Below are 20,312 nucleotides of genomic sequence, written 5' to 3'. Positions count from 1 at the left end.
CGTCGCCCGCGAGGGTGATCGCACGGGTCACCCGCTAGGCGGAGGTGTCGTCCCCGGGGGTGACCAGGCCGCACTCGTAGGCGAAGACGACGGCTTGGACGCGGTCGCGGAGGCCTAGTTTGAGGAGGACGCGGGAGACGTGGGTCTTGACGGTGGCCTCGCCGACGAAGAGCTGGGTGGCGATCTCGGTGTTGGTGAGGCCGCGGGCGATCAGGCCGAGGACCTCGCGTTCGCGCTCGGTCAGCTCGGCGAGGAGGTCCGGACGGTAGACGCGCTCGCCGCCGCCGGTGAAGCGCCTGATCACCCGGCGGGTCACCTCTGGCGCAAGGAGGGCGTGGCCGGAGTGGACGATCTGGATCGCCTCGACCAGGTCCTCGGGTGCGGTGTTCTTGAGCAGGAACCCGCTGGCCCCGGCGCCGAGCGACTCGAAGAGGTAGTCGTCGCGGTCGAACGTCGTCAGGATGACCACCTTCCCCGCGTCCTCCGACACGATCCGCTGGGTCGCGGTGATCCCGTCCATACCGGGCATCTGGACGTCCATCAGTACGACGTCCGGCCGCAGCGCCAGCGCCAGCTCGATCGCCTTCTCGCCGTCGGACGCCTCACCGACGACCTCGATCTCCGGCTCGACCGACAGGATCATCCGGAAGCCGGCGCGGACCAGGTCCTGGTCGTCCACCAGCAGGACCCGCATCTGGTCAGTCATCCAGCCCTCCAGCCAGCGTTCGATCCTGGGTTCGGTCCGGAACCGGCTGCTCCAGCAGCGGATGGTCCAGCGGGATCCGGACCCGGACCCGGAATCCTCCCACGGGCCGCGGGCCGATCTCGCTCTCGCCGCCGAGCAGGCCGACCCGTTCCCGGATCCCGACGTGGCCGAGCCGGCTGCCGACCGGTGCGTGCTTCGGACGCCCGTCGTCGAGTACTTCGAGCTCTACCGCGTCGCCGAGATAACGCAGCGTGAGATGCGCACTCCGTGCCGTCGAATGCTTCCGGACGTTCGCGAGCGCCTCCTGGGCGATCCGGTACACCGACACCGACACGGTCTTGGGCAGCTCGGCCGGCGCGCCGATCTGGTGGAAGCCGACCTCGAGACCCTGGCCGTTCACCTCCGAGATCAGCGCCGGCAGCCGGTCGGCGCCGGCCTGTGGCGCCTTCGGATCCGGCGCGGCGACATCGACGTCGGGATCCGCCGCGCGGAGCATGCCGAGCAGCTGGCGCATCTCGTTCACGGCGCTCCGGCTGGACTCCTCGATCACGTTGAGCGCGTTCTTCGCGGCGTCCGGGTCGGTGTCCATCACCCGCCGGGCTCCCCCGGCCTGGACGCCGATGCTGCTGATGTGGTGCGCGACGACGTCGTGGAGCTCCCGGGAGATCCGCAGCCGCTCGTCGATGACCGCGCGCCGCGAGTTCGCCTCCTGCTGCGCAGCCAGCTCGGTCGCCTGATGTTCGAGCTCGGCGCGCTGCCGGGCAGTGCCCCACGCCGTACGGCCCCAGAAGTAGGCGCCGAAGAAATAGAGGACGTTCAGCGCGACGGCCAGCACCACATTCGAGACGTACGGCGAGAACAGCGCGTGGTTCGGGCCTTCGATCGAGTTGTTCTGCAGCGCCTTGACGAAGTTGATCGCCAGCCAGCCGAACATGACCACGAAGACGACCGCGACCGCAGCCTTCATCAACCGGCGGTCACGGGACCAGGCCACCGCGGCATAGATCGCCATGAACATCGTCGACTGCGTGACCAGGTTGCCGCCGAACGCGAACAGCGCCCGCTCACCGTTCACCACGAAGAGCACCGCGACCACCAGCAGCACCGGGATCGGCCACCGGCGCCGGAAGCACAGCGGCAGCGCGATCGCCGCGCTCAGCACGTACGGCTCGACGCCGCCGATGCCGAGGTTGACATGGGTCGGCGAGCCGCCGCGGGTGAGCTCGGTCCCGAGCAGGGACGCCAGCGCCATCCCGAGTCCCAGGAGTACGTCGTACCGCTGCTCGCGGGCTGTCGGCGCGGGCCGCGTCCATGAACTCGGGGACATAGCTCATCAGCGTACGGGTGGGACGGCCCTTAGCCCGTACGCGTACCCTTGGACGCGTGACCATCGCCCCAGAAGGACGGAAACTGCTCAGGCTCGAGGTGCGCAACGCGGAGACCCCGATCGAGCGCAAACCCGAGTGGATCAAGACCCGCGCCAAGATGGGCCCGGAGTACCAGGCGCTGCAGAAACTCGTGAAGTCCGAGGGACTGCACACGGTGTGCCAGGAAGCCGGCTGCCCGAACATCTTCGAGTGCTGGGAGGACCGCGAGGCGACCTTCCTCATCGGCGGGGACCAGTGCACGCGGCGCTGCGACTTCTGCCAGATCGACACCGGCAAGCCGGAGGCGCTGGACCGCGACGAGCCGCGCCGGGTGGCCGAATCGGTCCGGTCCATGGGCCTGCGGTACGCGACCGTGACCGGCGTCGCCCGCGACGACCTGGACGACGGCGGCGCCTGGCTGTACGCCGAGACGATCCGCCAGATCCACGAGCTCAACCCCGGGACCGGCGTCGAGATGCTCGCGCCGGACTTCAACGCCGTACCCGAGCAACTGGCCGAGGTGTTCTCCTCCCGGCCGGAGGTGTTCGCGCACAACGTCGAGACCGTGCCGCGGATCTTCCGCCGGATCCGGCCCGGCTTCCGCTACGAGCGGTCGCTGGACGTGATCACCCAGGCCCGCGACTACGGCCTGGTCACCAAGTCGAACCTGATCCTCGGCATGGGCGAGACCCGCGACGAGGTCAGCCAGGCACTGAAGGACCTGCACGCCGCCGGCTGCGAGATCATCACGATCACGCAGTACCTGCGTCCCTCGGTGCGGCACCACCCGGTCGAGCGCTGGGTCAAGCCCGAGGAGTTCGTCGAGCTCGACGCCGAGGCGCAGGAGATCGGTTTCGCCGGAGTCATGTCCGGACCGCTGGTACGGTCCTCGTACCGCGCCGGACGCTTGTACCGTCAGGCCGTTGAGTCACGTATGAACAACCAGGACAGGTAGAGCAGGTAGAGATGGCCAAGAACGACGCGCCCGAAGAGAAGACCAGCCGGCTCAAGCAGATCGTGTCGGCGTACAAGCTGACCCAGAAGTCCGACCCGACGGTCGGGCTCGTGCTCGCCGGGATCTTCCTCGGCATCGTCGGGCTGGCCGTGCTCGGCGGGTTCCTGGTCGGGCCGCTGGTGGTGTGGATCCCGCTCGGTGTCGCGCTCGGCTTCCTGGCCGCGACGCTGGTCTTCGGCCGCAAGGTCGAGAAGGCGGCGTACAGCCAGATCGAGGGCCAGGCCGGTGCGGCCGCGTCCGCGCTGCAGACGCTGCGCCGCGGCTGGAACGTGACACCCGCCATCGCGGTCACGAAGAACGCCGACATCGTCCACCGGGTCGTCGGCCGGCCCGGCATCATCCTGGTCGGCGAGGGCCAGGCGAGCCGGGTGAAGAACCTGCTGACGGCCGAGGCCAAGAAGCACAACCGGGTCGCCGGCGGCGCTCCGGTGACGCAGATCATCGCCGGTCAGGGCGAGGGCGAGATCGACATCCGCAAGCTGACCAAGTACGTGATGAAGCTGCCGGCGGTGCTGCAGCCCTCGGAGATCACCGATCTGCTCCAGCGGCTGAAGGCGCTGGACGCGGTCCGGCCGCAGGTGCCGATGCCGAAGGGGCCGGTGCCGAGCAGCCTGAAGGGCGCCCGCCAGGCGATGCGGGGACGGTAACCAAGCGGCATGCTCGACAGTTGATCTGTTCAGACATGCGCCGTGGGGAGGCTGGGAGCCCTTAGGGTGCGACCAGGACGGATTACAGGGGAACAGCTGACATGACGGATCTGATGCCGCCAGTGCACCGACGCGTGCACCAACCGGTGGCCGAGACGTGGCCGACGCTGGCGCCGCCACGCTCGAATCCGGTCCGGAGGTACGGCGCGGCGACCGCGATCAAGCTGATCGCCAAGGACCTGCCCGCCACGATCCACCTCGACAGCAACCGCTCGTACGGTCTCGGCGGGCCCGCCATGCGGGTGCACCGGACGTCGGCGTTCCTGGACCGGCTCGGGCACGACGCCGGCTCCGGCTTCGGCGAGGCGTACCTGGCCGGCGACTGGGACCCGGAGCCGGGCACAGATCTGGCCGACCTGCTGGTCCCGTTCGCGGAGCGGTTCAGCAACGAGGAGACCCGGCATCTGCTGCCGAAGTGGGCGCAGTCGTTGCGCTGGCTGGTCACCCGATCCCAGCCGGGCGAGCAGGAGAACGACCGGGCCGGCGCGCGGGAGAACATCAGCCGGCACTACGACCTCAGCAACGCGATGTTCGCCGAGTTCCTCGATCCGACGCTGACCTACTCGGCGGCGTACTTCGGTGACACGGCTCACAATGATCTGGCAACGGCGTCGTACGACGAGCTGACCGACGCCCAGCTGCGCAAACTCGACTCGATCCTCGATGCGGCCGGGGTCCAGTCCGGGTCGCGCGTGCTCGACATCGGGTGCGGCTGGGCGAGTCTCGCCATCCGGGCCGCCCAGCGCGGCGCGTGGGTGACGGCGATCACGATCGCTTCGCAGCAGGCGTTGCTGGCGCAGCGCAGGATCGCGGATGCGGGCGTCGGCGACCGGGTTCAGGTCGCACTGCGGGATTACCGCGACCAGATCGGCGAGTTCGACGCCGTCCTGAGCGTGGAGATGATCGAGGCGGTCGGCGAGAAGTACTGGCCGGTGTACTTCGAGGCGATCGAGCGGCGGCTCGCCCCGGGCGGGGTCGCTGTGGTGCAGGCGATCGTGATGCCGCACGAGCGGATGCTGGCGACCCGGAACACGTTCACCTGGGTGCAGAAGTACATCTTCCCAGGCGGCCTGATCCCGTCGATCAAGGTGATCGAGGACGTCACCGCCCAGCACACCGGCCTGCGCGCCGACGTCGTGCGTCACCTCGGCGCTGACTACGCGCGCACGCTGCGGGTCTGGCGGAACCGCTTCATCGAGCGCTGGCCGGCGATCGCCGCGCTCGGGTTCGACGACACGTTCGGGCGGATGTGGGAGTTCTACCTCGCGTACTCCGAGGCCGGCTTCCGGACCGGCTACCTCGACGACGTGCAGCTGCGGCTGACGCGCCGCTGACTCAGCGCCGTACGACGACCGTCTTCGCGGCCAAGTCGTGCAGGCCGCGGTGATCGCGGTCGAAGATCACCGCCGGGATCAGCAGGCAGATCAGGAACGACCTGATCACTCCCCCGAGCAGCCCGACCTGCGGGACGTCCTTGTTCTTCAGGTTGAGGACGCGCAGCCCGCAGATCCGGTGGCCGATGGTGCCGCCGGCCAGACCGGTCAGGATCGCGGTCACCAGGAAGAAGATCGCCAGGTGTGAAGTGTTGTAGTCGTTGCCGCCCGCCCACATCGGTTTGCCGGCCACCACCGAGGCGATCAGTCCGGCGATCAGCCAGTCGATCAGCAGCGCCAGCAGGCGGCGGCCCCAGCCCGCGACCGAGCCCGGACCGTCCTCCGGCAGACCCAGCCGGCTGCCCGGAAAACGGAATTCTTCGGTGGGTCCTGTGCCCGGCTGCGCCGACGATGCCATGATGACTAGCCTACGGACGGCGCCCGCGACCGGTTCACCCAGGACCGGGAGATCTCAGGGCGTAGCCGCCGTACACCAGTGGGTCAGCGCGGACACGCTGGGCGTAACATCCGCGAAACACCAGGGTCACGACGGAGAAACCGGCGGGCCCTACGTTCAGATGCAATCTCTGAGCCACCCTAGGAGTACGTATGTTTTCCAGCGCTGAGGAGCTGCTCGCCTACGTCAAGGACGAGGGCATCGAGATCATCGATGTCCGGTTCTCCGACCTGCCGGGCATCATGCAGCACTTCACCGTCCCGGTGTCGTCGTTCGGGCCCGAGGTCTTCGAAGAGGGCCTGATGTTCGACGGTTCGTCGGTGCGCGGGTTCCAGCAGATCCACGAATCGGACATGAAGCTGCTGCCCGACCCGACCACGGCCTTCCTCGACACGTTCCGCGGGACGAAGACGCTGGCCATCAACTTCTTCGTGCACGACCCGCTGACCGGCGAGGCGTACTCGCGTGACCCGCGCAACATCGCCCGGAAGGCGCAGGAGTACCTGAAGTCGACCGGTATCGCGGACACCGCGTTCTTCGCGCCCGAGGCCGAGTTCTACGTCTTCGACGACGTCCGGTTCGAGACCAAGTCCAACACCGGGTACTACGCGATCGACTCGGTCGCCGGCGCCTGGAACACCGGCCGGGTCGAGGACGGCGGGAACCGCGGCTACAAGGTCCGCTACAAGGGCGGCTACTTCCCGGTCGCGCCGACCGACCACTTCGGCGAGCTGCGCGACGACATCACGCTGGCGCTGGAGAAGGCCGGCCTGGTCGTCGAGCGCGCGCACCACGAGGTCGGCACCGCGGGTCAGGCGGAGATCAACTTCCGCTTCGACGAGCTGCTGAAGACCGCGGACAACCTGATGAAGTTCAAGTACATCGTCAAGAACACCGCGTGGGCGGCCGGCAAGACCGCGACCTTCATGCCGAAGCCGATCTTCGGCGACAACGGCTCGGGGATGCACGTCCACCAGTCGCTGTTCTCGAACGGCGACGCGCTGTTCTACGACGAGTCCGGGTACGGCGGCCTGTCCGACATCGCCCGCTGGTACATCGGCGGTCTGCTCAAGCACGCCCCGTCGCTGCTGGCCTTCACCAACCCGACGGTGAACTCGTACCACCGCCTGGTGCCGGGCTTCGAGGCGCCGGTCAACCTGGTCTACTCGCAGCGCAACCGCTCGGCCTGCATCCGGATCCCGATCACCGGGTCGAACCCGAAGGCGAAGCGGATCGAGTTCCGCTGCCCCGACCCGTCGGCGAACCCGTACCTGGCCTTCTCGGCCCAGCTGCTGGCCGGCCTGGACGGTATCCGCAACAAGATCGAGCCGGCCGACCCGGTCGACAAGGACCTGTACGAGCTCCCGCCGGAGGAGCACGCGGGCATCCCGCAGGTCCCGACCTCGCTGCCGGCCGTGATCGACTCCCTCGAGGCCGACCACGCCTTCCTGCTCGAGGGCGACGTCTTCACCGAGGACCTGATCGAGACCTGGATCGACCTCAAGCGCGAGTCCGAGATCGCCCCGATCCAGCTCCGCCCGCACCCGCACGAGTTCGAGCTGTACTACGACGTCTGAGTTGTCTGAGACGTAGCTGAGAGACCCTGTCCGGCCGGTCCGGACAGGGTTTTTCTGTGCCCTGGACCCGGGCTCTCCGTGAGGCGCAGAATGCGCTGTGTCATCCCTCGGGGGCAGGGAAGGGGGAACACAGTGAGGCCGTCAACCACGCGCCGGTCGGCGATCCTGGGCGTCATCAGCCTGATCGGGTCGCTCGCACTGGTAGCTACGCCCGCCACCGCCGCCTCGGACGCCGTCGCCGTCCACAACCCGTTGCTGAAGGAGGTGCTGGCAGAGGAAGAGGAGCCACAGCCGGACGACCCGGCCCAGTCCGCGCTGTGCCAGTCGTACCTCGGTCATCCGAACCCGTACGGGAACCCGGCGCCGAACGTCGACCAGATCGTCGCAGACACGGTAGTCCCGGTGGGCTCGCAGGCCGGCTGCAGCGCGGCCCAGAACGAGACCACGATCGCGGTCAACCCGCGCAACCCGCGCAACATCGTTGCCGGCGCCAACGACTACCGGCTGTTCAACGCCCGCGAGAACCGCAACGACAGCGCCAGCTTCGCGTACACGTCGTTCGACGGCGGCCACAGCTGGACGAACGTGGCGATCCCGGGCCTGACCATCACCGCTGGCGGAACCGGAGCCTTCAGCTGGTTCGACGGATCCGGTGATCCGGTCGTCGCGTTCGGGCCCGGCAACACGGTGTACTTCGCGAGCCTGGCGTTCAGTCGGTCCGCACCGCTCGGCGGTCAGGACGCCAGCGCGATCGTCGTCAACGTGTCCCACGACGGCGGCCTGCACTGGGGCGCTCCGCACGTCGTCGCGATGGACGGCGTCAACGCGGACGGCACTCCGGCGGTGACCCACATCTTCAACGACAAGCCGTGGATCGCCGCGGATCCGTCCAACGGACGGGTCTACGTGACCTGGACCGAATTCACCTACGACAACGACGACAACTATCTCGAGTCGCCGATCATGGCGTCGGCCGGCGTGGACTTCGGGTCGCACTTCGGCACGCCGGTCCGGATCCCGCCGTCGCTGACCAATTTCCCCGGCGGCATCACGCCGTACGACCAGGGCTCGAACCCCCAGGTCGGCAACGACGGACAGCTGTACGTCGCCTACGAGGCCTCGGTCTGCGCGACGGCCGCCTGTGATGCCGCGGGCGACCGGGACGCCACGGTGGTGGCGACCTCGACCGACCACGGGCGCACGTTCCGGCACGCGATCGTCGACACCAACTACGACTTCCCGGACACGCTGACCGGGGAGAACTTCCGGCTGAACAGCTACCCGCAACTGGCCTACGACCGGATCAACGAGAAGCTGACCGTGGTCTGGTCGGACGACCGGAACGGCCTGTACGACGCGACCACCGGCGCGTCCGTGCGCACCAACGGCGACAACGTGGTGTCCGCATCCGGCAACGGCAAGAACTGGTCCCGTCCGCTGGTCGTCGGGACTCCACAGGACGAGTTCTTCAGCGCCGTCGCGGCGCGCGACGGCAAGGTCGCGATCACGTCGTACACAAGGCACTACGACCGCAACGGGATCAATCTCGACTACGCGTACTGGGCCGGCTCCGGCACCCAGTCGCTCAGTCGGGCCGCCACCCAGCGGATCACCACCGTCTCGGAGAACCCGCAGGTCCAGTTCCTCGCCGTCGAACCCGACGGCACCGAGGTACAGGGCGTGTTCATCGGCGACTACTCAGCGGTGGCCATCGGCAACGATCTCCGCATCCACCCGTGCTGGACCGACTTCCGCGGCCGGCCCGGCGTGAACACTCCGAACCAGGACGCCTACACCCAGAGCATCCAGCTCAGGCGTTGACGACGGCGTCGAGCTCGGCGAGATCCTTCTCGCCGAGCTCGACGTCTGCTGTCCGGACGTTCTCCTCGAGGTGGCTGACACTGCGGGTGCCGGGGATCAGAGCGGTCTGCTCGTCGTGCGCGAGGATCCAGGCCAGGCAGACAGCGGCCGGTGTGGCGCCGAGGCGGGTGGCGACGTCCCGTACGACGGGGTGCTCGGTCGGCGACGGGATCAGGTCGAAGGCCGAGCCGAGCGGGAAGTACGGGATCCAGGTGATGTCGTTGGCCGCGCAGAGCTGGAGTTGTTCCTCGGAGGAACGGTCGAGCAGGCTGTAGGCGTTCTGGACGCAGACGACGCCGGCCGGGATCGCCTGCTTCACCTGCTCGGTGCTGACGTTACTGAGGCCGACCGCCCCGATCAGCCCTTCGTTGCGCAGGGCAATCAGTTCGGCGACCTGGTCGTCGAGTGGTACGACGTCGTCCCCGGTCGCGATCAGGCCGGGGCCCTGGTCGGCACGGCGGAGGTTGACCACCGGGATCTGATCCAGGTCGAGGGATTTCAGATCGAGGTGGATCTGCTCGCGGAGTTGCTCCGGACGTTGGGCCAGCGCCAAGCGGGCGGGCGTATCGACGCGGCGGGCGCCGACCTTGCTGACGATGACGAGGTCGTCGGCATACGGATGCAGTGCGGCCCGAATGTGTTGGTTGACGGTCGTGTGGCCGTAGAAGGAAGCGGTGTCGACGTGGTTGATACCGAGCTCGACGGCGCGTCGCAGTACGGCGGTGGCCGTGGCGGTGTCCACGTGCTCGAGCTGCATCGCGCCGTACCCGATCCTGCTGATCTCGTGGTGTCCGAGCTTGACGGTGCCGGCTGGTCGTTGGGAGGTCATCGGATTCCCCAGGTAGAGTGGTAAATGGAGGTTTCTCCATTTACGGTCGACGATAGCACTAACTGGAGGTTTCTCCACTTATGCGGGCGGATGCGGCGCGCAAGCGGGAGCAGGTCGTGGTCGCGGCCGGCGACGAACTGGCCGACCTCGCGCTGGCCGCGCGGGACGGCTCGGAGGTCCGGCTGTCGCTGGATCGGGTCGCGGCGCGGGCCGGGGTCGGCGTGGCCACGCTGTACCGCCACTTCCCCAACCGGGAAGCGCTTCTCGAGGCCGTCTACCGCCAGGAGCTGGCGCGGCTGTGCGACGCAGCTCCCGGGATGGCCACAGAGGGACCGGCTGACGAGGGCCTGCTCGCGTGGATGCACCGTTACCTCGACTTCGTCGACTCCAAGCGGGCCATGGGGATGTCGCTGCGCGCCATGGTCGCCTCGGGCGCGATCACACAGTCGGACACTCGCGCTCGGCTGACCGCCGCGGTCGCCCACTTCCTCGACGCCGGGGTCGCAGCAGGCACGTTCCGGTCCGACATACGGCCGGATGACGTGGTCGCAGCCATGGCCGGCGCGGTGATCGCCGCAGAGCCCGAGCAGCAGCGGGAGCAGACCGAGCGTCTGCTCGTGCTCCTTGTCAACGGGCTTCGCTAGGCGAAGCTCTGGGTGCCGATCACGCGGAGGAGGTCGAGTTTTTCGCGGGCGTCGGTGCCTTCGATCGGGAGGAAGGCGCGGACGCGTAGGTCGGCGGCGGGGGTGAGGAGGGTTTCGCAGGTCAGGTCCAGGTGGCCGGCTTCGCGGTGCAGGAAGCGTTTGCGGGGCAGGCGGCGTACGGCGACCTCGTGCAGGTCCCACAACCCGCGGAACTCCTCGCTGCGGGCGGTGAGGTCGTCGACCAGGTCGGTGATGTCGGCGTCGCCCATCCGGCGGGAGTACGTCGCGCGCAGGTCGGCGACGTGGGCGGCCGAGTGGGCGTCCCAGTCCTCCTCGGGGAAGATCTGCCGGATCGCGGGATCGGTGAACCAGAGCCAGGTGAGGTTGCGCGCGCGGCCCTCGGCGCCGAGCGGACCGATGACGACGTCGGCCAACGCGTTCTGCCAGAGGACCTCGTCGAGGTCCGTGGAGATGACCACCGGAATGTCGGTGAGACGGCTGACGAGCGCGAGCAGGCCGGGCGGGATGTGGCGGCCGGCCCGGCGCAGTGGCGGGTTGAGGCCGGCCAGGTGGTACAGGTGGTCGCGCTCGTCGAGGTCGCAGCGCAGGGCGCGGGCCAGACTCGCGATGATCGGCTCGGACGGGTTCGCACCGCGGGACTGCTCGAGCCGTGAGTAGTAGTCCGTGGACATTCCGGCGAGTTGAGCGACCTCCTCGCGGCGCAGTCCCGGCGTACGGCGGCGTGCGCCGTCGGGCAGCCCCACGTCGGCCGGGTGCAGCACCTCCCGGCGCCGGCGGAGGAAGTCGGCCAGGCCGTCACGATCGATCACACGTTCCATCATCCGCGACCCGCCAAGGCCTATCCAGGGACAACCTGTCCGTGGATGAAGTGGACCTTCTCCCGTGCCGGCCCCGCCGCCAACCTGGAGGCAACCCCAAGGAGGACCAAGGATGCATTACCGCACACTCGGCCGGACCGGTATCAAGGTCAGCCCGTACGCCCTCGGCGCCATGATGTTCGGTGCCGTCGGCAACAACGATCGCGACGAGTCGCTCCGGATGATCGGCAAGGCGCTCGATGCCGGGATCAACTTCGTCGACACCGCCGACTTCTACTCGCACGGAGAGTCCGAGGAGATCGTCGGCGCCGCGCTCAAGGGCCGCCGCGAGCACGTCGTCCTCGCCACCAAGTCGCACCTGCCGATGGGCGACGACCCGAACCAGCGCGGCAACTCACGCCGCTGGATCATCACCGCCGTCGAGAACTCGCTGCGCCGGCTGCAGACCGACTACATCGACGTGTTCCAGATGCACCGCCCCGATCCGGACACCGATATCGAGGAGACCCTGTCCGCGCTGACCGATCTGATCCGGAGCGGGAAGGTCCGCGCGGTCGGTTCGTCGGCGACGCCGGCGAGCGAGATCGTCGAGGCGCAGTGGGTCGCGGAACGACGTGGCCTGGAGCGGTTCCGGACCGAGCAACCGCCGTACTCGATCCTCAATCGTGGGATCGAGCGGGAGGTACTCCCGATGGTGCAGAAGTACGGGATGGGCGCGCTCGTCTGGAGCCCGCTGGCGCAGGGGCAGCTGACCGGACGGGCGCCGGCGGATCTCCGGCGTACGGCGATCTTCAAGCACATGACCGACGAGCGCCGACTCGACGTCGTGGAGCAACTGATCCCGGTCGCCGAAGCGGCCGGGCTCAAGCTGACCCACCTGGCGATGGCCTTCGCGATCGCGCACCCGGGCGTCACGTCGGCGATCATCGGCCCGCGGACGATGGCGCACCTGGACGACGCTCTGGCCGGGATGGACGTCACCCTCGATGACGCCATCCTCGACCAGATCGACAAGATCGTCCCGCCGGGCACCGATGTCGGCCGGCTCGACATGGACTACGACACCCCGGCGATCCTCGACGCCTCGTTGCGCCGTCGTACGATCGCCGATCGTGCCGCCGCCTAGTTGTACGTCGCGGTGACGTGGTAGACCCGGCCGCCCCAGCCGTCATCGGGGAACGAGTCCGACACCCGCACGTACCCAGCTTTGTCGGCGCCGAGGTACGGCGTGAGGTCGAACGTCCGCGCGGCCTTGTTCTCACCGTCGTGGTACGGGTTGGTCTCCGTCGCGACCGTGGTCCACGTCTGCCCGTCGCCGCTGACCTGGACGACGAACTCGTTGTCGATCGTCAGCGTCGCCGACGCCGACGTCGTGCCGGCCGGGAACGGGAACCGGTAGACGAAGTACGAGTGCCCGTCGGCGAACCGGTTCTGTACGCCGTTGCTCTGCGAACCGTCCGCGTCGAACAGCCACGGCGTCTCGGCCGCCGTACCGGTGTCGAAGTCCGCGGTGTGCGCGATCAGGATGTCCGACCGCGTACTGAAGGACAGTGACCCGGACGTCGCGGTCGCGGTCACCGAGTGGAGACCGTCCGCCGTACCGGCCGGGATCGTCACGTCAAGGTCCACGGAGGTCTGCACAGGTACGGCGTTGCCGTGCGGGCGGAGCGTGACCGTCGTCCGCGCCGGGGTCACGGTCCAGCCGGCCGGGGCAGCCGGGCGGACCACGACCTGGAGCGGGGTCGTGCCGGTCGCCTGCAGGTTGACCTGCACCTTCACGTGAGTCGCGCTGGCGGTGGCAGGCATCACGACAGGCAGGGCCGGATTCGTTGTCGCGGACAACGATCGTGTCGGCGGCACGGCGGGTACGGCGGCGATCAGGGCGCTCAGCGCACTGGCCTGGGTACGCCAGTCGAAGACGTTCGGTTCGGCGCCGGACCACCGCTCCCCCAGCCGGTCGGACGCGTCCCGGTCCTGGTCCCAGACCGCGGCGGCCTGCTGCGCGACGAAGGCGGTGTAGCGCGGATCGCGGGTGGTGTCGGCGAGGTCCATCCAGTAGCGCATGAAGATGCCCTTGAACTGCTTGCCGTTGTCGTCACAGGTGCGGCCCGGCGCATCGCAGTACTCCGTCAGGACGCCGTCGGTGACGAGGCCGCCCGGAGCGATCGCGGCGTCGGCCAACCGCCGTACCGTCGGGAGGATCTTGGCGTCGTGGGTGGCTCGCCACAGCTCGAGACCCGCGCCGATCGCGAGGCCCTGGTTGTAGCTCCAGACCGTGTCGCCGTTGCTCGTGCAGTCGTCCCGCAGGCCGTCGTTGACCAGGCCGGCGGAGTTGATCATGCCGCTCGCGGTGAACCAGTTCCAGCCTTCCTGGGCGCGGCCGAGCCAGCGCTTGTCGCGCGGCATCCGGTTGTGCAGCTCGGCGGTGAGGCGGATCCACAGACCGTTGGTGACCGCGTTCTTGTACGTGCGTTCGCCGTTCCACCAGACACCGCCGCCGCACGTGCTCGGGTCCCAGTAGCCCTCGACGTACTCCGCGATCTTGACCGCCATGTCGAGGTACTTGCGGTTCTTGGTCAGGTCGTACGCCTGGATCCAGGTCAGACCCCACCACTCGGAGTCGTCGATCGCACGGCTGGTGAAGTTGCCGAGCAGTTCGTCACCGGACAGGTACCCGGCCGGGAACTTGCCCTTGTCCTTCTCGAACGTGTTGTCCAGCTGCGGCAGGTAGCGCCGGTCGCCGGTGCGTTGCATGTAGTCGCCGATGGTCTGCAGCGCGACCGCCGAGTTCCACCAGCTGGACGGGAACCAGGCCTTGTTCGGCTCGTAGGAGCTCATCAGTTCATCGGCGGCGACCCGGGCCCGCGCGGTGGCGGTCGGGCCGTCGGACTGCGGCGGGGTGGCTCCGGCCGGCGGTGACACCAGCCCGATCGCCAGCGTCACCGCCCCGGCCACGAGCAGACGGAAGGTACGACGGTGCAAGACCATGGGCGGATCTCCTCGAGCGGCTTGGAAACGTTTCACCGAGCTTCCGAGGATGTATCGTCGTCGCACCAGACAACGATGTCAATGGCCCAGGATCGTCGCAATCTCATCCAGTTGCGCCGCCGCCAGCGGACCGTGCTGCAGCGCGCCGGCGTTCTCCTCCACCTGCGCGACCGTCTTGAACCCGGGGATCGGGACGAACGCCTCGCTGCGCGCCCACAGCCAGCCGAGAGCGCCCTGCGCGAGCGTCCGGCCGCCGGACGTGAGGACGTCGCGGATCGCGTCGAGGCGGCGCAACGACTCGGCCTGGTCGCCGGTGCGGAAGTTCCACCCGTGCCGTACGTCGTCCTCGGGCAGGCTGCTGTCCTGGTCGAACTTCCCGGTCAGCAGACCCATCCCGAGCGGACCGCGGACGATGCTCGCCAGGCCCTTGTCCTCACACAACGCGAGGACGTCGGCATTCCCGCCGAACACGTTGAAGTGCTGCTGGATCGCCTGGCAGTGCGGGCTTTTCGCGAACAAAGCGGCCCGCTCCGGGTCGTCGGTGCTCCAGCCGATCGCGCGAACCTTGCCCGCAGCAACCAGTTCCTCGAGGACCGCGAGGACGTCGTCCGCCGTGGCGAGGTCGTACCCGCCGAGGTGGAACTGGTACAGGTCGATCCGGTCCGTGTTCAGCCGCCGGAGCGACTCGTCGCAGGCCCAGCGGATGTAGTCCGGGTCGCCGTTCTCACCCGGCGCCTCACGGGTCTCCTCGACGTAGGTGTATCCGGCCTTCGACGCGATCACGATGTCGTCGCGGACGTCACCGAGCGCGTCCGCGATCAGCTTCTCGCTGTGCCCGCAGCCGTACACGTCGGCGGTGTCGAAGAACGTCACCCCGAGCTCGTACGCCCGCTGCAGCGCCCGCTTCGACTCACCGTCGTCGATGACGCCCCAACCGACCGGACTCCCCTGCCGGGCATGCGGTCCCCCGATCGCCCAACACCCCATGCCCAGCGCACTGACCGCCGTTCCCCCTGCACCCAACGAACGCTGCGCTGCCTGCGCCATAACACCCTCCGACCTAGAACGGGAACGTTTCCAGTCACCAGATCACGCTCCCGCCCCACAGTCCAACAGGTGTTACTACTGACGCCGACAAATCCTGGCGATGAGTCAGACGTACAGCGAGATCGGCGTACCCGGAGGGGCGTCGCCGTACGAGTTGACCACCTTGTTGAGCTCGAGCTGGTAGTACAGCGTCCCCAGACCGAACACGAACATCAGCAGCAGCCCGACACCGGCACTGCACGTGACCGGCAGCCCGGCGGCCCGCTGACCCTCCGCGATCCGCTTGCCGGTCCGGAAGTACGAGATCATCGGCGCGATCAGGGTCCAGCTCAGGAAGAGCAGGACCAGCATCGGGCCGGCCACCGGAACCACGCGCCGGCGGTCGAAGTGCGCGAGCTCCTTGTGGATCTTGTAGTACCAGACCAGGTGATAGATCCCGAGCGTGATCAACGGCAGCCCGAGCCAGACACCGACCGGGTGCCGCAGCTTCATCTGCATTCCCTGCGCGACCGGCGTTCCCGCACGGCTCGGCAGGACGATCTGCTGTCCCACGAGTGTTCCCCCCTGTGATCGGGTCACAGAGCGCGACCCTGTCGGCCGCTACATCGGCATCTCGTCACGATGCGTTACAACAAGACCTGATCAAACTCCGGTCGGGCTTCCACCCGGCCGTCGGCGAAGGCCTTGACGAAGGTCTCGTGGTTCGTCCATCTGTCCAGAGTCGCCTCGGCGGCGCCATCTTGACCAGCAAGACATTCTAAGTCGACTAATCGAGTGAACTTAAGCTGATTTACATGACTTTCCTCTGGTACATCCCGAACCAGGTCGACCCCGGTCACCGCGGCGACGACACCGTCCAGGGACACAACAGCATCGAGCGCTTGACCGAGCTGGCCCGGCTCACCGAGGACCACGGCTGGTCCGGCGCCCTGCTCGGCACCGGGTGGGGCCGGCCCGACACGTTCACGGTCGCGACCGCACTCGCCGCGCGGACCACGACCTTCCAGCCGCTGGCCGCGATCCGGCCCGGGTACTGGCACCCGGCGCATTTCGCGTCCGCGGCGAGCACGCTCGACCAGCTCAGCGGCGGGCGACTGCTGATCAACATCGTCTCCGGCCAGGACAACCTCGCGGCGTACGGCGACAGCGAAGGCGATCAGCCGCAGCGCTACGCGCGGACGAAGGAGTTCCTCCAACTCGTCCGGCGGTTGTGGACCGAGGAGGACGTGACGTTCGCCGGCGAGTATTTCTCGGTGACCGGCTCGACGGTCGCGACACGTCCCGTCGTACGGGAAGGCCGGTTGCATCCCCGGCTGTACTTCGGCGGCGCGTCGGATGCGGCGCAACGAGTGGCCGCGACGGATGCCGACGTACAACTGTTCTGGGGTGAGCCGCTGGACGGGATCGCGGAGCGGATCTCACACCTGCGTCTGCTGGAGAAGGAACTCGGCCGCGAACATGCGCCGCTGGAGTTCGGGTTGCGGATCACGACGCTGGTCCGCGACACCTCAGAAGAGGCGTGGGCCGACGCGGAGGCGAAGGTCGCGAAGATGGCCGAGGCGCAGGGCAACCGCGATCGCCGCTGGTTCAAGGCTGTCGGCCAGCAACGCCTCCTCGACCTCGCCGAACGCGGCGAGGTCCTCGACGACAACCTCTACACCGCCCCCGGCAAGTACGGCGGTGGCGGCGCCGGCACCACCTGGCTGGTCGGCTCCCCCGACGAGGTCGCCAAGTCCCTCCGCAAGTACCGCGACCTCGGCATCACCCACTTCATCCTCTCCGACACCCCGTACCGCGACGAAACCATCCGCATCGGCGACCAACTCCTCCCCTTGCTCCGATGAGATGTATGCGAATCGCATAGAATGTCGCGGTGGATCTCGAGGGAGCAATCAATCGGTGGCATGAGCGCGTCAACGCCGGCGATCTGGAGGCAGTGACCGGCGTCGTCAGCGATCCCGTAGTGGTGCTGGGCCCGAAAGGTGCCGGGCCGATAGACCCGTCAGGGTTTGCGGAGTGGGTGGAGCGGTCCGGGATCAAGCTGGTGCCGCGGTCGTGGCATCCGGTGAGCGAGCGGTTGATGGTCGTCGAGGAGGACGCGAGCTGGCCGGAGAGCTCGGCGCCGACGCGGGTGGCGACCGTGTTCCGGGTGAGTGGGGACAAGGTGTCGGCGGCGCTTCGGTTGCCGGATCTGAAGTCGGCGCTGGAGTTGGCGTACATCTGTCGTGAGATGGCTGCGACCGAATGAGCGCCGGTCCGGGGCAGGTGTTGTTCGAGTTCGTGCGGCACTGGTCACGGCGTACGACGCCTGATGTCGCCGAGCAAGGCCGGCTGGTGCAGGCGACGGAGGCCGCGTACTCCGTGATCCGGCGGGGCCCGGCGACGATCAACGGCGTCGCACACGAGCTCGGGATCGATCAGAGTGGCGCGTCCCGGTTGGTGAAGGACGCGGTCGCGGCCGGTTATCTGGAACTGCGGGCGGCGGACGCCGACGGACGGCGGCGGCACGTGACCATCACCGCGGCCGGGTTGGAGTTGCTCGATCAGGCGCATGCGTGGCAGGAGGAGGTCTTCACCCGATTGACCGCGGACTGGAGCGAGCGGCGCCGTACCGAGTTCCGCCGGGCGATGCTGAGTCTGCTGCAGCGCTCGAACCCCCCGGACTGAAAGGATGCTGCTCACCGCTTGACTGCCGCGTGCCCAGTGTGATCGGTTGATTACCGAGCGCCAGCGGTGGGTATGTGGCGCTGTGAGGCACGTGAGGAGCATCGATGGTCAACTATCTGCCCCGGTCCGCGTGGAACGCGCGACCGCCGAAAGCCGGCGGACCGGGGAACCTGACCGTGTCCCGGGTCGAGGGCGCGGTGATCCACTGGCCGGGGACCGGGTCGACGAAGGTCATCCACACCCAGGCGGCGGTCGCGTCCGCGTTGCGCGGGTGGCAGGACTACCACATGGACAGCCGCGGCTGGTCGGACATCGCGTACCAGGTCGCGGTCGACCAGGCCGGGCGGGCCTGGACGCTGCGCGGCCTGCGGACGCAGTCCGGCGCGAACGGCGACAACGACGTGAACGAGCGGTACGGCGCGATCCTGCTGGTGCTCGTCACCGGTGAGCAGCCGTCCGCCGCGATGAAGGCGACCACCCGCGCGGTGATCGCCGACTTCCGCAAGCTCTACCCCCGCGGTACGGCGATCCGGCCGCACTCCGCGGTTCGCCCGGAGCCGACAGACTGCCCCGGCGACCCCGCCCGTGCCGCGATCGCCCGCGGCGAATTCACCCCTGGCCATTCGGAGGACGACGACATGACCCCCGCCCAGATGCAGGAACTCAAGAACTTCATCGAGGCCCGCTCGCAGGCGTACGCCCTCTGGGTGCACAAGCAACTGCGACGCGACCTCACCGCGGTGGTGAAGGCGTACGCCCTCGACATCAAGAACTACGAGCGCCAGACCGACGCCGCGGACGCCGCCCGCGCTGCTGCCGCCGTCTGGGCCACCGCCCCGAAGAGCCCGCAGGTGGACGGCGACCCGGCCCAGGAGCCGGTCAGCCCCGACCCCACCACCGACCCCGAGCCCAGCCTCCCCGACCTCGACCCGTTCCCGAAGGTCGACGAGAAGGCCTAGCGCGACGCACCAGACCCCACCGGCGTTTGTCGGTGGGGCCTGTTTAGGTGGTGCGGTGGATCTTGACACGCTCTCCGAGCGCTTGGAGAAGATTTCCGTCCGGTACGGCGAACGCCTCGGCTTCGAGCGCGATCCCGACTGGTTCCTGCTGAAGCTGCAGGAGGAGGTCGGCGAGCTCACCCAGGCCTACCTCCAACACACCGGTCGAGCCCGCTCGAAGGGCGCAACCCCGGGGCAGATCCACGAGACCCTGCAGCTCGAGTTCGCCGACGTCCTCTGCCAGCTGCTCCTGTTCGCCCGCCAGCACGATGTGGACCTGTCCGCAGCGGTCGAGCGGAAGTGGCTGGTCTACGAGGACTGACGCGGCGGTCGGGCGTTCAACGCCAGGGCAACGATCAGACCGATCGAGATCACCGAGTCGGCCAGCAGGCTGAGCCAGATCGGGGCCTGGAGGAATCCATCCAGGGCAAAGGCCGCGGCGTATCCGAGCGGCCAGCTCAAGGTCCCGATCAGCTTCCAGGTCGTGGTCCAGCGGTTCGATGTCCAGAGCAGCCCGAGGCCGATGCCCCAGGCAACGACAGCCACGATCACGCTGGCCGACAGCAGGTACGGCCCGACCAGCAACAGCCCGAGCGCGACGAAGTCCCGCGGACGCAGCCGCGGCGGCACCTCGACCAGCACCAGGCCGTCGGTCGCGGCGGCGACGATCTCGCTCGGCCGGCCGAGCCGCTGCAGCATCTCGCGGATCTCGTCCTCGGACACGGCACCCGCCGCGCGCGCCTCGGCGATGTGCGCCCGCACGTCACCGAGCAGTTCGTCGCGCCGTCCGGCCGGCAACTCCGCAGCCTCGGTGGCCAGTTCGTTCAGGTACGCGTCGATCAGCCGATCGCTGTCCAGTTCCATGCTCATCCCCGTCTCCCACTCTCTAAAATCTTGTCGACCGACGTGCAGAACCGTTGCCAGTCCGCAGTGAACGCGGCCAGCGCCTGGCTGCCCTCCGGTGTCGAGGTGTAATACCGCCGCGGCGGGCCCGATCCGGACTCCTGCCAGCTCGTCTCGACCAGGCCTTCACGGCGCAGCCGGGCCAGCAGTGGGTAGATCGTGCCCTCGGTCGTGACCATTCCGTCGACCTCGCTCAGCGCCTTGACCAACTCGAAACCGTAACGAGGTTCTCCCTGCAACAGCGCCAGGACGCAGAACTCCAGCGTCCCGCGGCGCAGCTGGGTGAAGACCTTCTCGGCTACCATGCGAGACAAGGTACCTGTCCACGCCAAGAT

Annotated in this window: 22 protein-coding genes; 12 read left to right on the top strand and 10 right to left on the bottom strand. The window is 68.4% G+C overall.

Going from position 1 to position 20,312, the window contains the following annotated elements:
- Positions 1 to 34: 34 nt before the first annotated feature.
- Together OHA10_RS25240 and OHA10_RS25235 are read right to left on the bottom strand one after the other, a co-directional pair.
- Positions 35 to 706, bottom strand: coding sequence for a response regulator (locus OHA10_RS25240; RefSeq protein WP_371401232.1), 672 nt, complete (start codon positions 704 to 706; stop codon positions 35 to 37).
- Positions 699 to 2,033 (bottom strand): sensor histidine kinase, encoded by a 1,335-nt coding sequence (locus OHA10_RS25235; RefSeq protein ID WP_371401231.1) that lies wholly within the window; start codon positions 2,031 to 2,033, stop codon positions 699 to 701. The genes OHA10_RS25240 and OHA10_RS25235 overlap by 8 nt, the downstream gene beginning before the upstream one ends.
- Positions 2,034 to 2,089: 56 nt before the next feature.
- Between OHA10_RS25235 and lipA the strand changes: the two genes are divergently transcribed.
- The 3 genes from lipA (at position 2,090) to OHA10_RS25220 (ending at position 5,129) form a co-directional block, all read left to right on the top strand.
- On the top strand, positions 2,090 to 3,028 hold the full coding sequence (lipA, locus tag OHA10_RS25230; protein ID WP_371401230.1) for a lipoyl synthase: 939 nt from the start codon (positions 2,090 to 2,092) through the stop codon (positions 3,026 to 3,028).
- 11 nt (positions 3,029 to 3,039) lie between these two features.
- Positions 3,040 to 3,735 carry a DUF4191 domain-containing protein gene (locus OHA10_RS25225; protein WP_371401229.1) on the top strand — a complete coding sequence of 232 codons (696 nt, stop codon included), beginning with the start codon at positions 3,040 to 3,042 and terminating at the stop codon, positions 3,733 to 3,735.
- 101 nt (positions 3,736 to 3,836) lie between these two features.
- Positions 3,837 to 5,129 carry a class I SAM-dependent methyltransferase gene (locus tag OHA10_RS25220; RefSeq protein ID WP_371401228.1) on the top strand — a complete coding sequence of 431 codons (1,293 nt, stop codon included), beginning with the start codon at positions 3,837 to 3,839 and terminating at the stop codon, positions 5,127 to 5,129.
- Position 5,130: 1 nt separating this feature from the next.
- On the opposite strand, the gene OHA10_RS25215 is transcribed toward OHA10_RS25220, so the two are convergent.
- A complete protein-coding gene (locus tag OHA10_RS25215; RefSeq protein ID WP_371401227.1) occupies positions 5,131 to 5,586 on the bottom strand; it encodes an RDD family protein in 456 nt (151 codons plus the stop codon).
- 191 nt (positions 5,587 to 5,777) lie between these two features.
- On the opposite strand from OHA10_RS25215, the gene glnA reads away from it, so the two are divergent.
- Together glnA and OHA10_RS25205 are read left to right on the top strand one after the other, a co-directional pair.
- Complete coding sequence (gene glnA / locus OHA10_RS25210) at positions 5,778 to 7,202, top strand: type I glutamate--ammonia ligase (protein ID WP_371401226.1); 1,425 nt, start codon at positions 5,778 to 5,780, stop codon at positions 7,200 to 7,202.
- Between the two features lie 132 nt (positions 7,203 to 7,334).
- The gene (locus OHA10_RS25205; protein WP_371401225.1) at positions 7,335 to 9,023 is read left to right on the top strand and encodes a sialidase family protein; all 1,689 of its coding nucleotides are present in this window, start codon (positions 7,335 to 7,337) and stop codon (positions 9,021 to 9,023) included.
- On the opposite strand, the gene OHA10_RS25200 is transcribed toward OHA10_RS25205, so the two are convergent.
- The gene (locus OHA10_RS25200) at positions 9,013 to 9,891 is read right to left on the bottom strand and encodes an aldo/keto reductase (RefSeq protein WP_371401224.1); all 879 of its coding nucleotides are present in this window, start codon (positions 9,889 to 9,891) and stop codon (positions 9,013 to 9,015) included. The two genes, OHA10_RS25205 and OHA10_RS25200, sit on opposite strands and share 11 nt — an antisense overlap.
- A gap of 80 nt (positions 9,892 to 9,971) precedes the next feature.
- Here OHA10_RS25200 and OHA10_RS25195 point away from each other — a divergent pair, with 80 nt between their 5' ends.
- Complete coding sequence (locus OHA10_RS25195) at positions 9,972 to 10,535, top strand: TetR/AcrR family transcriptional regulator (protein WP_371401223.1); 564 nt, start codon at positions 9,972 to 9,974, stop codon at positions 10,533 to 10,535.
- Here OHA10_RS25195 and OHA10_RS25190 read toward each other — a convergent pair.
- Entirely contained in the window at positions 10,532 to 11,374 is an 843-nt protein-coding gene (locus tag OHA10_RS25190; RefSeq protein WP_371407992.1) for a helix-turn-helix transcriptional regulator, read from the bottom strand. The two genes, OHA10_RS25195 and OHA10_RS25190, sit on opposite strands and share 4 nt — an antisense overlap.
- A gap of 112 nt (positions 11,375 to 11,486) precedes the next feature.
- Between OHA10_RS25190 and OHA10_RS25185 the strand changes: the two genes are divergently transcribed.
- Positions 11,487 to 12,500 carry an aldo/keto reductase gene (locus OHA10_RS25185; protein WP_371401222.1) on the top strand — a complete coding sequence of 338 codons (1,014 nt, stop codon included), beginning with the start codon at positions 11,487 to 11,489 and terminating at the stop codon, positions 12,498 to 12,500.
- Here the strand turns inward: OHA10_RS25185 and OHA10_RS25180 are convergent.
- From OHA10_RS25180 to OHA10_RS25170, 3 genes are all read right to left on the bottom strand, one after another.
- Positions 12,497 to 14,362, bottom strand: coding sequence for a glycoside hydrolase family 76 protein (locus OHA10_RS25180; protein ID WP_371401221.1), 1,866 nt, complete (start codon positions 14,360 to 14,362; stop codon positions 12,497 to 12,499). The genes OHA10_RS25185 and OHA10_RS25180 overlap by 4 nt on opposite strands.
- Before the next feature lie 78 nt (positions 14,363 to 14,440).
- Positions 14,441 to 15,409 carry an aldo/keto reductase gene (locus OHA10_RS25175; RefSeq protein ID WP_371401220.1) on the bottom strand — a complete coding sequence of 323 codons (969 nt, stop codon included), beginning with the start codon at positions 15,407 to 15,409 and terminating at the stop codon, positions 14,441 to 14,443.
- 105 nt (positions 15,410 to 15,514) lie between these two features.
- Positions 15,515 to 15,961 carry a DUF4234 domain-containing protein gene (locus OHA10_RS25170; protein ID WP_371401219.1) on the bottom strand — a complete coding sequence of 149 codons (447 nt, stop codon included), beginning with the start codon at positions 15,959 to 15,961 and terminating at the stop codon, positions 15,515 to 15,517.
- Between the two features lie 242 nt (positions 15,962 to 16,203).
- Between OHA10_RS25170 and OHA10_RS25165 the strand changes: the two genes are divergently transcribed.
- The 5 genes from OHA10_RS25165 (at position 16,204) to OHA10_RS25145 (ending at position 19,396) form a co-directional block, all read left to right on the top strand.
- Positions 16,204 to 17,253, top strand: a complete 1,050-nt coding sequence (locus OHA10_RS25165) for an LLM class flavin-dependent oxidoreductase (protein WP_371401218.1) — start codon at positions 16,204 to 16,206, stop codon at positions 17,251 to 17,253.
- 29 nt (positions 17,254 to 17,282) lie between these two features.
- On the top strand, positions 17,283 to 17,657 hold the full coding sequence (locus tag OHA10_RS25160; RefSeq protein WP_371401217.1) for a hypothetical protein: 375 nt from the start codon (positions 17,283 to 17,285) through the stop codon (positions 17,655 to 17,657).
- Positions 17,654 to 18,076: a MarR family winged helix-turn-helix transcriptional regulator gene (locus OHA10_RS25155; protein ID WP_371401216.1), complete on the top strand. Its 423-nt coding sequence runs from the start codon at positions 17,654 to 17,656 to the stop codon at positions 18,074 to 18,076. The genes OHA10_RS25160 and OHA10_RS25155 overlap by 4 nt, the downstream gene beginning before the upstream one ends.
- A gap of 104 nt (positions 18,077 to 18,180) precedes the next feature.
- Positions 18,181 to 19,035: a peptidoglycan recognition family protein gene (locus OHA10_RS25150; protein WP_371401215.1), complete on the top strand. Its 855-nt coding sequence runs from the start codon at positions 18,181 to 18,183 to the stop codon at positions 19,033 to 19,035.
- 55 nt (positions 19,036 to 19,090) lie between these two features.
- Positions 19,091 to 19,396 carry a pyrophosphatase gene (locus tag OHA10_RS25145; RefSeq protein ID WP_371401214.1) on the top strand — a complete coding sequence of 102 codons (306 nt, stop codon included), beginning with the start codon at positions 19,091 to 19,093 and terminating at the stop codon, positions 19,394 to 19,396.
- On the opposite strand, the gene OHA10_RS25140 is transcribed toward OHA10_RS25145, so the two are convergent.
- A complete protein-coding gene (locus OHA10_RS25140) occupies positions 19,384 to 19,944 on the bottom strand; it encodes a hypothetical protein (protein WP_371401213.1) in 561 nt (186 codons plus the stop codon). The two genes, OHA10_RS25145 and OHA10_RS25140, sit on opposite strands and share 13 nt — an antisense overlap.
- The gene (locus OHA10_RS25135; RefSeq protein ID WP_371401212.1) at positions 19,941 to 20,282 is read right to left on the bottom strand and encodes a PadR family transcriptional regulator; all 342 of its coding nucleotides are present in this window, start codon (positions 20,280 to 20,282) and stop codon (positions 19,941 to 19,943) included. The genes OHA10_RS25140 and OHA10_RS25135 overlap by 4 nt, the downstream gene beginning before the upstream one ends.
- Between the last annotated feature and the right edge of the window lie 30 nt (positions 20,283 to 20,312).

Source organism: Kribbella sp. NBC_00662, from assembly GCF_041430295.1.
Lineage (GTDB): Bacteria > Actinomycetota > Actinomycetes > Propionibacteriales > Kribbellaceae > Kribbella.
This window is presented reverse-complemented; position numbering and strand designations above follow the sequence as displayed.